The organism is Clostridium sp. D53t1_180928_C8 (genome assembly GCF_015667795.1).
Lineage (GTDB): Bacteria > Bacillota > Clostridia > Clostridiales > Clostridiaceae > Clostridium.
Genome location: NZ_JADPEL010000001.1, coordinates 181,418 through 195,453, shown reverse-complemented (window position 1 = coordinate 195,453; position 14,036 = coordinate 181,418). Strand labels below are relative to the sequence as shown.

General features: G+C 27.2%; 12 protein-coding genes, 2 pseudogenes and 1 other annotated feature. Of the genes and pseudogenes, 3 read left to right on the top strand and 11 right to left on the bottom strand.

From position 1 onward, the window contains the following. The first annotated feature begins 108 nt into the window (after window positions 1–108). Window positions 109–969, top strand: coding sequence for an AraC family transcriptional regulator (locus I4V51_RS00880; protein ID WP_195986440.1), 861 nt, complete (start codon window positions 109–111; stop codon window positions 967–969). A gap of 66 nt (window positions 970–1,035) precedes the next feature. On the opposite strand, the gene I4V51_RS00875 is transcribed toward I4V51_RS00880, so the two are convergent. The 8 genes and pseudogenes from I4V51_RS00875 to I4V51_RS00845 all read right to left on the bottom strand — a co-directional run bounded on the left by I4V51_RS00875 (window position 1,036) and on the right by I4V51_RS00845 (window position 10,623). After that, the gene (locus I4V51_RS00875) at window positions 1,036–2,208 is read right to left on the bottom strand and encodes an aminotransferase class I/II-fold pyridoxal phosphate-dependent enzyme (protein WP_195986439.1); all 1,173 of its coding nucleotides are present in this window, start codon (window positions 2,206–2,208) and stop codon (window positions 1,036–1,038) included. Then, complete coding sequence (locus I4V51_RS00870) at window positions 2,205–2,687, bottom strand: Lrp/AsnC family transcriptional regulator (RefSeq protein WP_195986438.1); 483 nt, start codon at window positions 2,685–2,687, stop codon at window positions 2,205–2,207. Before I4V51_RS00870 ends, I4V51_RS00875 begins: the two co-directional genes overlap by 4 nt. Window positions 2,688–2,774: 87 nt before the next feature. Next, window positions 2,775–3,053: a binding site (T-box leader), on the bottom strand. A gap of 104 nt (window positions 3,054–3,157) precedes the next feature. Then, window positions 3,158–4,768, bottom strand: coding sequence for a beta-N-acetylhexosaminidase (locus I4V51_RS00865; protein WP_195986437.1), 1,611 nt, complete (start codon window positions 4,766–4,768; stop codon window positions 3,158–3,160). A 107-nt stretch (window positions 4,769–4,875) separates the two neighbouring features. Then, entirely contained in the window at window positions 4,876–6,123 is a 1,248-nt protein-coding gene (gene fliB / locus I4V51_RS00860; protein WP_195986436.1) for a flagellin lysine-N-methylase, read from the bottom strand. 239 nt (window positions 6,124–6,362) lie between these two features. Further along, window positions 6,363–6,506: pseudogene (locus I4V51_RS21455) on the bottom strand (DNA-binding response regulator); the annotation flags it as partial. 209 nt (window positions 6,507–6,715) lie between these two features. Further along, the gene (locus I4V51_RS00855) at window positions 6,716–7,408 is read right to left on the bottom strand and encodes a MerR family transcriptional regulator (RefSeq protein WP_195986435.1); all 693 of its coding nucleotides are present in this window, start codon (window positions 7,406–7,408) and stop codon (window positions 6,716–6,718) included. A 135-nt stretch (window positions 7,409–7,543) separates the two neighbouring features. Further along, window positions 7,544–7,816 (bottom strand): hypothetical protein, encoded by a 273-nt coding sequence (locus I4V51_RS00850; RefSeq protein WP_195986434.1) that lies wholly within the window; start codon window positions 7,814–7,816, stop codon window positions 7,544–7,546. A gap of 317 nt (window positions 7,817–8,133) precedes the next feature. Continuing rightward, on the bottom strand, window positions 8,134–10,623 hold the full coding sequence (locus I4V51_RS00845; protein WP_195986433.1) for a CoA-disulfide reductase: 2,490 nt from the start codon (window positions 10,621–10,623) through the stop codon (window positions 8,134–8,136). 249 nt (window positions 10,624–10,872) lie between these two features. Here I4V51_RS00845 and I4V51_RS20990 point away from each other — a divergent pair, with 249 nt between their 5' ends. Beyond that, window positions 10,873–11,043 carry a hypothetical protein gene (locus I4V51_RS20990; RefSeq protein ID WP_243281345.1) on the top strand — a complete coding sequence of 57 codons (171 nt, stop codon included), beginning with the start codon at window positions 10,873–10,875 and terminating at the stop codon, window positions 11,041–11,043. Between the two features lie 15 nt (window positions 11,044–11,058). After that, window positions 11,059–11,271, top strand: a pseudogene (locus tag I4V51_RS20985) (rhodanese-like domain-containing protein); the annotation flags it as partial. A gap of 63 nt (window positions 11,272–11,334) precedes the next feature. Here the strand turns inward: I4V51_RS20985 and I4V51_RS00835 are convergent. The 3 genes from I4V51_RS00835 to I4V51_RS00825 all read right to left on the bottom strand — a co-directional run bounded on the left by I4V51_RS00835 (window position 11,335) and on the right by I4V51_RS00825 (window position 13,971). Next, complete coding sequence (locus tag I4V51_RS00835) at window positions 11,335–11,745, bottom strand: hypothetical protein (RefSeq protein WP_195986432.1); 411 nt, start codon at window positions 11,743–11,745, stop codon at window positions 11,335–11,337. A 97-nt stretch (window positions 11,746–11,842) separates the two neighbouring features. Continuing rightward, window positions 11,843–13,303, bottom strand: a complete 1,461-nt coding sequence (locus I4V51_RS00830) for a HAMP domain-containing sensor histidine kinase (protein WP_195986431.1) — start codon at window positions 13,301–13,303, stop codon at window positions 11,843–11,845. After that, window positions 13,303–13,971: a response regulator transcription factor gene (locus I4V51_RS00825; RefSeq protein ID WP_195986430.1), complete on the bottom strand. Its 669-nt coding sequence runs from the start codon at window positions 13,969–13,971 to the stop codon at window positions 13,303–13,305. The genes I4V51_RS00830 and I4V51_RS00825 overlap by 1 nt, the downstream gene beginning before the upstream one ends. Between the last annotated feature and the right edge of the window lie 65 nt (window positions 13,972–14,036).

Genomic DNA, 14,036 nt, shown 5'->3' with positions numbered 1-14,036 from the left:
GTTTATCATTTTAAATTTGCTATTTCTTGTTGTTTCATTGCATAAATATTGCAAATTTTGAACTAGCATATTATAATTTAAGTAAAATGTAGGAAGAGGTGTGTTTTTATGAGAGAATGCAATTCTTGTAGTGATTCCATAAAAAACTGTATTGAAATGAAATATTTTTCTATTGCTCACTTGCATAAAGAAGAGAAATCCATGGCTATGCATATACATGATTGTTATGAGATATACTATTCAATTTCTGGTGGTAAGCAATTTTTAATTGATAATAAATTTTATGATATTAAACCCGGAGACCTTTTTGTAATAAATCAATTTGAAAGTCACTATATATCCAAACTTGATAAAATAGTTCATGAAAGAATTGTTATTTCTATTCATCCCGAATTTTTGAAATCTTGTTGTACTAGAAATACTAATTTGGATTTTTGCTTTTCAACTCGTGATAATAATTTTAGCCATAAAATTTCTTTGAATAAAGATGAGCAAAGTAGATTTATATATTTTATTAATAAAATTTTAGCTTCTGATGGCTTTGGATCTGATGTAATTGAACATGCTAGTTTTTTAGAATTAATGACTTTTTTAAATAAAATATATATTAAAAATCACACTGATTTTAATGATAATTCCTCTTATAAATATAACAATCAAGTTGACTCTATAATTGAATATATTAATGATAATATTATGAATGAAATTTCTATTGATAATTTAGCTAATAATTTTTATTTAAGTAGCTCTTATATTTGTAGAATTTTTAAATCAACTACTGGGACAACTATAAATAAATATATTACTGCAAGAAGAATTTCTATAGCTAAATCTTTATTAGCTGATGGAGAAAGTGTCAATGCTGTTTGCGAGAAATGTGGATTTAATGATTATAGTAACTTCTTAAAAACATTTAAAAAAACTGTTGGAATTTCACCTAAAAAATATTCACAGTTTAGTACTAGCTAAAAATATTAAAGGCTATTATAAAGGTATTTATCCTTTTATAATAGCCAATTATTATATATTAAAAATTTATTTATTAACTTCTTCATCTAAGAACTTTTCAATTCTCTTAAGCGCTTCCATTATGTTTTCCATAGATGAAGCGTAACACGCTCTAATAAATCCTTCTCCAGATTCACCAAAGGCATTTCCTGGTACTGCTAGTACCTTTTCTTTTAATAAAAGTTTTTCACAGAACTCATCTGATGTCATTCCAGTAGACTTAATACATGGGAATACATAAAATGCACCTAGTGGTTCGAAGCAATCTAGTCCTAGTTTTCTGAAACCATCAACCAGAACCCTTCTTCTTCTATTATATTCTTTAACCATCTTAGTAACACTTTCATCCCCATTTTTTAAAGCCTCAATGGCTGCAAATTGTGCTGTTGTTGGTGAACACATTATTGCATATTGATGAATTTTCTTCATAGCATCTAATAATATTGTATGTCCACATACATATCCAAGTCTCCATCCTGTCATAGCATAAGACTTAGAGAAACCATTTATAACAAGGGTCTTATCCTTTATTTCTGGGAAGCTTGCTATAGATACATGTGGCTTATCATAAGATAGCTCTGCATATATTTCATCTGAAATAACTATTATATCTTTATCTTTTAATACTTCAACAAGTGGAGCTAATTCTTCTCTAGTCATTATTGCCCCTGTTGGATTATTAGGGAATGGTATTATAACAACTTTTGTTTTTTCAGTTATTGCTTCTTCTAATTCTTGTGCTGTTAACTTAAAGTCATTTTCTGCTTTAAGGTCAATAACCTTTGATGTTGCGCCAGTAAATGCTGTACATCCTTTGTATGCAACAAAACTTGGCTCTGGAATAACTACTTCATCTCCTGGTCCTGTTAATGCTCTTAAAGCAATATCTATACCTTCACTACCACCAACTGTAACTAAAATTTCATCCTTTGGGTTATATTTTAAATCAAATTTTCTATATAAATACTTAGAAATTTCCTCTCTAAGCTCTATAAAGCCAGCATTAGATGAGTAGTGTGTATCACCTTGCTCTAATGAATATATTCCAGCTTCTCTTACATTCCAAGGAGTAACAAAATCTGGTTCTCCTACTCCTAAAGATATTACACCTTCCATTTCATTTACTATATCAAAATATTTTCTTATACCTGAAGGAGGCATTTCTCTAACTTCTTTTCTTATCATATTTTCTAGTATCATATAAATATTACCTCCCTGTTTGAAGCTTTCTTCTCTTTAAATATAGTTCCATGATCCTTATACTTCTTTAATACAAAGTGTGTTGCTGTTCCAATTACATTATCTTGTATTGCTAATTTTTCTGACACAAACATAGCAACTTCTTTCATTGTTTTTCCTTCAACTATAACTGTAAGGTCAAATCCTCCTGAAGACATTAAATAACATGCCTTAACTTGATCAAAATTATATATTCTTTCAGCTACCTTATCGAAACCTTCTCCTCTTTGAGGCGTTATTTTAACTTCAATAAGAGCAGTAACTGTTTCTTTACCTGTGTTTTCCCAATTTATAAGAGTAGTATATCCAGCTATTATACTTTTTTCTTCATAATCTCTAATAGCTTCTCTAACTTCCTCTACAGTCTTTCCAGCCATTACAGCTATTTGCTCATCACTGTATCTACTATTCTCTTCTAAAATTTCTAAAATTTCTTCCATAATTAGCCCTCCTAAAAATAGTTTTTAGTATATAGGAAATAAAAAAATTTTCTATATATAAAAAAAGCCCCGTCCCTCTATAAAAATAGAAGGGACGAAGCTACAAAATTCCGCGGTACCACCCTAATAAGTAAATTTCTTTACTCACTCAGTAGAAACAATTATATTATAAATTACATAAAAGTATATAATTGTTCTATTCCTTATAACGTTAGGAAATACGGCTTTGCCTACATTAAGAAAAATCTTAGTTCTCAGCAAGCGATTCAAAGGCTGCTTCTTAAAAGTATTATTACTAGGTTGCACCCAAATCCTAGCTCTCTAAAAATAATAGCTTAAAATACTCTTCCTTATCATAATCTTTATTCTTTAAATTGACTTTCCTTTTATAATATTATCTATTATAACTATTTTTAAGTCAATATTAAAATTGAAATTTATTGCCTCGGAGTCATATAAATAGAAATATACTAATTCCAAATATTTGGATCTTTATAGTAATTTATTCCTTCATATTCCATTCTTGCACCTTGATTTTTTAATCTTACCTTGTATTCATCCCAATTTCTAGATTCCTTTGAAGTCCATGCTATTTCAGCGTAACCTAGCAATCTTGGGTATATCATATAATCCATCTCATCTTGAGTTGCTATAGTTTCTGTCCATAAAGGTGCTTCTATTCCCAACACTAAATTTTCTGGTGCATACTCTGTTGGATCCCATTTATATGCTACATCAACCGGTATATATCCTGCCCAGTTTAATCCGTATGGAGTCTCTTCATTATATTTCATATCTAAATAAGCCTTATTAGCAATAGAGATTACCATACTCATTTGTTTTTTTACTGCTTCTTCATTTGAGTCCTTCCAATTTTGAAGTATTACGTTTGAATTAATTTCTGGCGATGTATCTATTGGATCCCATCCTATTGGATTCTTACCATACTTTTCTGCTATTTTAGCTACTCTTCCTACAAAGTAATCATAATCTTCTTTTTTAGTATTAAGTGCTTCATCTCCACCTATTTGAATATATTTTGATGGTGATATTTCTGAAACTTCCTTAAATACATCCTCTATAAATTTATATGTCTCTTCACTATGAGCCATAAAAGAACTAAATCCAACATCAGTTCCTGTATATAATGACTTTCTTTTACCATCCGGATTTAAAAATCCATAGGATGCTAATGCTGCATTTGTATGTCCTGGCATATCAAATTCTGGAACTATTTCAACATATCTTTGCATTGCAAATTTTACTATGTCTTTATACTGTTCTTGAGTATAATACCCCCCTGGTCCACCACCGACTTCTGTACTACCACCTATAAGTGTTAATTCTGGATACTTCTTTATTTCTAAACGCCATCCTTGGTCATCACTTAAATGTAAATGAACTCTATTTATCTTATATTGTGCTGCTAAATCTATTTGTCTCTTAATTTCATCTACAGTAAAAAAATGCCTTGCAACATCTATCATCAACCCTCTATAGCTATACTCTGGCTTATCAGTAATTACAGATGCTGGAACACTCCATTCTATATCATTAATTACCGTATCTTTTTCTATATCTGCAGGTAACATTTGTCTAAGTGTTTGAACTGCTCTTGATATTCCTTCTGGTTTATATGCTGTAATTTTAATACTTTTCGAAGACGTATTCATAACATAACCCTCAACGCCTAAATTTGGGTTTGAGTTAACAGTTGTTAAGTAAATACTTCCATCAATAGGTTTATCCCCTTTAATAATATTTAATTCAAATCCAGTTGATGAATTTAATTTTTCCCTTATAAATTCCGCAATCCACTTAATTTGCTCTGTTTCTTCATCACTATTTCCTTGTATATATATTGAACTATCTTTCGTCAATATAAATTTGCCATCTTTCCCTTCATAACTCATTGGCTTTGGAATAATATTAATTTTAACCACACTCCCATCTTCATTAAAAACATCTTTTATACCATACTTATCTCTCATATATATTTTAAAATAAATCCCTGATATAGTCACTATTCCCATTACTAATAATATTATTATTTTTTTATTAAGTCTAAATTTATTTTTCATATGTACACTTCCTTAAAATTTATATTCTATAAATTTTATTATTTGTTTTTACTTTATCAATAATTCTTAAGAAAATAAAAAGATAGGAATTAAAATTCCTATCTTTATTATAGAAGTGTTTTTACAAACTCCATATTATCAAATTCATTTCTTTTTATATAAGCTAAAGAGTCAATTAAATAACTTCTATGATGTTCTATTGTTTTAGAAAACACCTGTATAAATTCAGCTAATTTCTCAGGGCTTTCATTACTATCATTTAAATATAATCCCACTAAATAAAATTTTATAAAACTAACTCTTACTAAAAGCATTATATAACTATCAAAGAATGACATAACCTCATTAAAAGGGAATGTATTATTATAAATAAAGTTAACTATATAATTTTCAAAAATATAACTATATTTACTCATACTTGATTCATTATATCCTTCAAATGCCTTTATGTAGAACTCTGAATTTTCACTTATGTTTTTTTCATTTTCAATATTAAACCCCTTTAAGATATCTGCAGTATATTTTTTAAATGTATAACTTTCAACTTCTTTATCCACATTTAAAATTTTAAGCATTTTTATAAAGAAATTCATTTGTATTATGTAATTCATATTACTATTTCCTAATAATGAGTTTATATCATCATTAATAAAATTCTTTGCAGCTCTTCTCATATTATAAGCTTTTATAAATTTAGTAATATCATTTAAATCCTTATCTATAACATCTTCAATTTTACTTATAAAATCACCTAATATGTATAGTCTTTCATTTAAATTAAATTCTCTATTTTGAATTATATTTATGCAAAAATCTCTTACTTCATTAAAATACTTTAAAGGAGTTCTTTGAACTACTTTTAATTTTGTATCTATTTGTGCTGATATTATATGTTTTCCTAAACATTCTTCTTTACTAATAAAATTAATTCCCTCTTCTCTTATTAATATAAGTCTTGCAGCCTCTGGGCATGCTACATCTAATGACATTTCATAAGTTTCATCTATCTTATTAGTTATCCTTGGGAAACATGTACACACATTAGAAAGATACTCTTCTCCAAGGTTAGAATGAATTAAACAATAATTTTCTTCATCTAAGAACGGGCATCTTTTATCCTTTTTTAATTTAACTACTCCATAATCAACATCATCACTGATACATCTTTCATTATTTTGAACATTCTTTTGAAACATTTTCTTCATTTCTTGATCTTGAACCTTGAAGTATTTCTTAAATGTTATTTTATCTATATCTATATTCCAACCAATACAACAACTATCGCTGCAACTTCCACCTATACATTTAAATTCTTCAAAGTATGATGGATATACTTTTTTTATCTTCTTCGCCATTTCTTCACCTTGCTTATCTTGATATCTATAGTATTACTTAAACTTATTTTTGCTAAGTTGATTATAGCATAACTAATTTTTAGGTAACAATAAAGTAAAAATACTTCCTTCATTTTCTACTGATTTAACAGATATGAGTTTTTATATGAAGCAAATGTGGGACCTTCACTTATTCTAATATCTAGATTATATCCATACTTATTTACTAAACTTCCCATTACCCTTTGATAAGATTTTATTTAAGTATTATGTATAAGACTAAATGGCTTAGTTATATAATCATCTGCTCCTAAATCATAACCTGTAACTATATCAACTTCTTGATCTAATGCTATTAAAAATATTAAAAGTACATTACTCTTTCTTCTTATTTCATGACAAAGTTCAAATCCATCTCAATCTTCAAGTCCTATATCACTTATAACTAAATCTATCTTATTATTACTAAATATACCTAAAGCATCATCTACTCTTGATAATGTAAAAGCTTCATACTCTTCTTTTTTAAGCTTAAAACTAATTCCTCTACTTAATGATAAATCATGTTCTACTAATAGTATTTTTTTGTTTTTTTTCCTCTCATTCTATAAGCTTATTCATATTTATATAAATATACCAACTTAAATCCATATGATTGTGGACAAAAAATAGGTAATACCGATATATTTATCATTCTTGGAATTTCTAAAGTAGCTATATGTTTTATTCCATTAATTGTTACTAATGGCCTCATGCTCTCTTTTAATATAACCAGATTCAACTTTTCCTTATCTGCATATTTAAACAACTCTTCTGTAAACTCTCTCTCATTTGCAATTGGATTAATTGGTTCAAAATAAATAGTAGCACTAGGAATACATCCTTTTGCTTTTGTAATAAAGTCATAAGCAATATTAACAAATTTACATCCTTTTTTCTCACTATTATTAATGTTATCTAAATATTTTTCAACATCAATATCATATCCACTTTCATACTCTACCTTTATCTGTTCACATACTTTTCTTGCATCATTTAACTCTTTAATTTTTTCCTTCATAAATTTGTAATACTTGTCCATGCATTTATCAACAGATAAAATGTCTTGCTGCATTAATTTTATATCTTCTAAAGATATATCTAATTTACGATACAACTTTATACTTTTTAATATTTCTATATCTTCATCAGAATAATCTCTATATCCATTTTCACTTCTTTTAGGCGAGATTAATCCTTCCTTTTCGTAAAATCTAATGTTTTTACTTGTTATACCTGTTAACTCTTCAACTTCTTTTATTCTCATAATTACTATATTACCCCTTTCATAATTATTCTCATACCATATCTTTTCAATATATAAATTTTACCATAAATCTTATATATAATAGCTATAAAAAGAGATTATGAACACCATAATCTCCTTTTAATCTTACTATTTTTAATTTTCATATTTATATAAATAAACCCACTTAAACCCATAAGAACTAACATAAAAAGTTGGTAAAAACGGTATATTTATAACTTTAGGCATTTCTAACATTGCTATATATTTTATTCCATCAATTATTACTATTGGTTCCATTCCTTCATGAATAATTGTTAGATTATTTTTATTTGAATCACAATATTTAATTAATTCCTCTGTAAATTCTCTTTCATTGGTAATTGGATTTTTTGGCTCAAAATAGTATTGATACTTTTGTAATTTCATAATACCCTCCCAAATTTTATTATTTGTATTAAAAAACTTATTCTTTAACCTAAATTTACACCTTCCACAAGGTAGAAGGTCAATAAAATTTGAGCTACCATAAAAGCCACTCTCATTATTACAGTTTGTACTAGTAGATAACTATAAACTTCATATGATGCTCCTAAATTTTTGAATAATACAAATTTGCTTTTTAGTTTCACCAATTGCTATCTTGAATTGCTATTTCATTTTCATTGATAGGCATTTTTACTTCAATAAAATTTTACATTATTAAATTATAAATTCTTTCTCTTTCAATAATACTTACACTTTTTTTATATAAATAGATTTAATCCTGATTCGTCAGCTGCACCTAAATAAGAAGCAACTCCTGCAACTTCAACTCCATCAATTAACTCTTCTTTTTTAATTCCCATTAAGTCCATAGACATTGCACAAGCAACAACCTTAACATTCATCTTTATGGCATTTTCAATTAATTGCTCTAAAGTATCAACGTTATTTTTCTTCATAATATACTTAATCATCTTAGGTCCCATTCCACCCATATTCATTTTAGAAAGTGGTAACTTTCCTGGATTACTTGGAAGCATAAAATCAAACATTTTTTCAACTATATTCTTTTTAACTTTAGGTCTATCCTTCTTCTTAAGAACATTTAATCCCCAGAATGTAAAAAACATTGTAACTTCTTTTCCCATAGAAGCAGCCCCTGTTGCAATTATAAATGAAGCAATTGCTTTATCTAAATCACCACTAAATACAACCATAGTAGAACCATTTTTATTTTCAATTTGCATTGTAGCTTCAGCTATAGTACCTTGATCAACTGCCTCTACTTTCCCTTTTTGAACATATGCTACAAATGCCCTTTTAGATTTATCAAACTCACTTTTTAGCATAGTGTTTCCTGTATTCTTACTCCAAGAAGTAATATCCTTTGAAAAGCCTGGATCTGTAGCTCTTACTTCTATAATATCTCCATCATTTAAGTTTTGCATTTCTTCAAATACTCTTCTTATTGGGCCTGGACATTGAAGTCCACAAGCATCTAAAGTAACAGCAACCTTTGTTAAATCAGTATTCATATCTTTCACCAATTCATTATTATTTGTAGTTTCTTTTTCTTTAATTACAGAATCACCTTTATCTCCATTAATAGATTTAGTTAATGAATAAGTCTTATAACCACCATCAATATTTATAGTTTTATATCCAAGTTGACTTAATACTCTACAAGCAACGTATCCTCTTTGACCAACTTGACAATAAACATAAATTGTTTTATCCTTTGGAATTTCATTAATTCTTTTTCTTATTTGTCCAAGAGGAATATTTACTGAATTTTCAATAGTTCCAAGAGAAATTTCAAATGATTCTCTTACATCTAAAATGAATTCTTCCTTATTAACTAAGCTATCAATTTCATTCCATTGTACTATATCAACTAATCCATCAAGTATATTAGTTGCATAATATCCAATCATATTTACAGGATCTTTAGCAGATGAATATGGAGGAGCATAGCAAGCTTCTACATCTGTTAAATCAAAAATAGTTAAATTTCCTTTTATAGCAGTTGCTAAAACATCTATACGCTTTTCAACTCCATCAAGTCCAACTGCTTGAGCACCTAATATTTTTCCATCCTTAGGAGAGAATATTAATTTTAAATGTATAGGGAAAGCTCCTGGATAATATCCTGCATGTGAACCTGGGTGAATATGAATTGCTTTATATTCAATATTTTTAGCTTTTAATATTTTCTCATTAATCCCAGTAGCTGCAACTGTTAAATCAAATACTTTAGCAACTGATGAACCTAGTGTTCCTTTATATTTAGCATCTCTACCAGCTATATTGTCAGCCACTATTCTACCTTGTCTATTTGCAGGCCAAGCAAGAGGAATCATTGTAGGGTCTCCTGTAACATAATCTTTAATTTCTACAGCATCACCTAATGCATAAATACTTTCATCTGAAGTTTTCATGTGATCATCAACTATTATTGCATTTCTTTTGTTAACTTTAATTCCTGCATCTTTAGCTATTTTACTTTCAGGTGCAACTCCTATAGAAAGAATTATTAAATCTGAATTAATTTCTTTTCCACTATTTAATTTAATTTTTTTACCATTATCTAAGAATGAATTAACTCCATCTTCTAAAATTAAATTAACACCTTTATCTCTTAAATGCTCATGAACTGCAGCTGCCATTTCAAAATCAATTGGAGCCATTACTTGATTAGCCATTTCAACTAAAGTAACACTTACTCCACGTTCAACTAGATTTTCAGCCATTTCAAGACCTATAAATCCACCACCAACTACAACAGCATTTCTTGGTTTTTTATCATCAACATATGATTTTATTTTATCTGTATCAGGAATATTTCTAAGGGTAAATAAATTATCACATTCATTTATTCCTGGAATTGGAGGCTTAATTGGATTTGCACCTGGAGATAAAACTAGTACATCGTAACTTTCTTCGTAAGTTTCACCTGTTTTATGATTTTTAACTTCTACAGTTTTATTATCTCTATTTATTTTAGTAACTTCACTAAAATTTCTAATATCCATATTAAATTTATTTTCCATATCCTCAACTGTTTGAACAACAAGCTTACTTCTATCTGTAATTGTTCCACCTATATAATAAGGAAGTCCACAATTAGCAAATGAAATATATTCACCTTTTTCAAACATTACTATTTTGCAATTTTCATCTATTCTTCTTAATCTTGCTGCAGTAGAAGCCCCACCGGCAACACCACCAACAATTAGAACTTTTTTACTCATAATTAATAGCTCCTTTTTGCTAAAACATTATTTATTACATTATTAATATAAAACAAATCTTACATTTTTTATGTAACAAAATCACCTAAGTATTTGTAATCTTATACTGTAAAACTGTTATAATTAATTTAAAGTATAAAATATCAATATAGCTTATAAAATTTAAAAATATATTGTTATTAACTCTACAAATAATATTTAATAAACTTTCTAAATAATTTATATATATCGGAAAGGATGTAAAGCTTAATGAAAAAACTTTTAATATTAGTCGCTACTACTACACTAAGTGCTTTTTTATTATATGGATGCTCTAATAATACTAATAGTACTATTATTAACGTAAAAAAGATTTCTTCTGAAGAAGCAAAAAATATTATTGATACTTCTAATGATGAAATAATAATAGATGTGCGATGAAAAGACGAATACGAAGATGGTCATATAAAAGATAGTATATTGATTCCTTTGGATACTTTAGAAAATACTATAGAAGATATCGTTAAAAATAAGGACTCACAGATTTTAGTATATTGCAGAAGTGGGCGAAGAAGTGCTGAAGCCTCAAAAATTATAAAATCTCTTAGTTATAATAATATATATGATTTTGGTGGCATAATAGATTGGAAATACGGAATTGAAAAATAAAACCTAAAAATACTACTATATTTTTAAATATAGTAGTATTTCCCATTTGGAAGCTATTTAATATTAATTACAGTTAAGTCTTCCATTTCCTCTTCTATTTCCGTTTCCAGTACCATAACATTTTCCATTTCCCTTTGTTCCTTGGTTTAAACCATAGCCTTCATGAGTCCCCCTATTTTCTCCTGGAGTAGTACAAGATTCTGAACTAACTTCCATTTCGCTTTTTATTTCTTCTGCTCTTTCACTTGTTATTACTCCATTTTCAACAGCAGTATCTACTCTTTCTAACTTTACATTAAGCATTTCTTCCTTTGCCTCTTCAAAACTTAATCCATCATTCATTAAACCTTGAACTCCTGTAATTCTATTTTGGTTACAATTTAGCATTGGAGCTATATCATCTGCAAAAGCAATTACTGTTCCTCCTATTGTTAATACACCAGCTAATAATAAAGTTAATACTGATTTTTTCATTTTAATTTCCCCTTTCAATATTTTCACTAAAGTTTTGTATTAGTTATCTTACTAACTAAATATTAACTATTTTATGTCACAGTTATGTCACAGCTCTCTAATATTTATTTAACAAATCATTTAATTTTATATAAAACTCTACTCCATCTTCTTTATTAATAATCCCATAAGTTCCATTATGAAGTCTTACTATTTGTTTTACTATTGCTAGCCCTAAACCTACTCGCTTCTCCTTATAATTTCTTACCTTATCAATTCTAACAAAACCTTGCCATATCCTATTAACATTTTCTTCTTCTATATTTTTTCCGCTATTATATACTGAAATAATTGCTGTATTATCTGTATTTACTAAATTAATTTCTAATACTTTTTTATCATCTACATGACTTATTGCATTATTAATATAATTTTGTATAGCCTGTTCAATTCTAATTTCATCTCCAATTATATTTACTGGTTCTATATTAATAATCAATTTAATATTATTTTCTGCAAATCTTAAATCATTTTTCTTCATTATTCTTTTCATTAATATATCTAATGAAAATTCTTTAACATCTAATTTAAATGTATTTGATTCAAGCTTATATAAATCTAGCAAGTCATTTACTATAATCTGCATTCTTTCAGCTTCCTCATTAATTACTCCAATATAATAGTTCTTATCCTCATCATTTGAGATAATACCAGCTTCTAATGCTTGTGCATATCCAGATATAACTGCAATAGGACTTTTTAATTCATGAGACACAGACGATACAAACTCTCTTCTTAAAACTTCATTTTCCTTTTCTTTATCTATAAAATTCTTAAGACTTAAGTTTTTGTCATTTAATTCTTCTAATGTACTTTCTATTGTACTTGAAAGGTTATTTACACTTTTTGCAAGTATTGCTATCTCATCACTACTCTTTATATTCAAATCATCACTAAAATCTAACTTTTCTATCTTTGAAGTCTTTTCTGTTATTTTTATTATTGGATTAGTAAACTTCTTTGAAAATAAACTAGTCAAAACTAATATAATAATAGTAATTGGTATAAAAATTATCATTAGAAGACTTATTGATTTTACTACAGCATCTTCCATAATATTTATTGGAGTTCTAATTAATATTTGATACTTTTCATTATCTATATACTTTATAGAAGTTAAAAAATTTGTACCTGTTGAATTATCATGAATTATTTCTTTAATAATATCGTCTTTTATTCCTAGGTTTTCAGTTACCTCAAACCTATGTTGTCCTCCCCATCCATTCATAGTATTTTTCCCCGATGAATGAGTAGCACATACTACTTTACCATTATTTCTATTTTGTATATCTATTTGAACATTATATTTATCTGAAAGATTACTTATAAACTTTTCCATAAATTCTATTGAATGTTCATCAAAATTTTCTTCAACTTCTAAAATTATTTCTTTCATTTCCTTTAATTTTTCTTTTTGAAAATATTCTTTAAATGAAAACCCATAAATTATTATTCCTATCATAAAAATACTTAAAATAAATAATATTCCCACAAATAATTTATTTTTGATAGACTTCATTATTCTTCCCCTAACTTATACCCAAAACTTCTTACAGTTTTTAAGTAAATTGCATAGCTTCCAAGCTTATTTCTTAATCTATTAATATGTGTATCTACTGTTCTTGTATCTCCAAAATATTCATTTCCCCAAATAACATTAAGAAGAGTTTCTCTATGAATTGCTTTATTTAAATTTTTCATAAAGTACAAAATTAAATCATATTCTTTTGGACTTAAATCTATATTTTTATCATCAATATTAACTAAATGTTTCTCTTCATCTATTTTTATTCCTTTAAAAAATAAGTTTTTACTTTCTATTTCTGATATGCTATTAGTTTTTAATAATCTTTTTACCCTTGCTAATAACAAATCAATATTAAAAGGTTTTGAAACATAGTCATCTGCTCCAATATCAAATCCAAAAAGTTGATCTAAATCACTATCTTTGGCTGTTAACATTATAATAGGTACATTTGATTTTTTTCTTATCTCCTTACAAACTATCCACCCATCATATATAGGCATCATAACATCTAATATAATTAAATCTATATTGTTTGAATTAAAAATCTCTAATGCTTCTTTTCCATCAGTAGCCTTAATAACTTCATAATTGTTAAAACTCAAATAGTCACTTAATAACCTAAGTATTCTTTCATCATCATCTGCAACTAAAATTTTCATAATAAATCTCCCAAATACTTTTACTCTATCTATAATTATTTACATAAATTGTATCATTTTTTAAT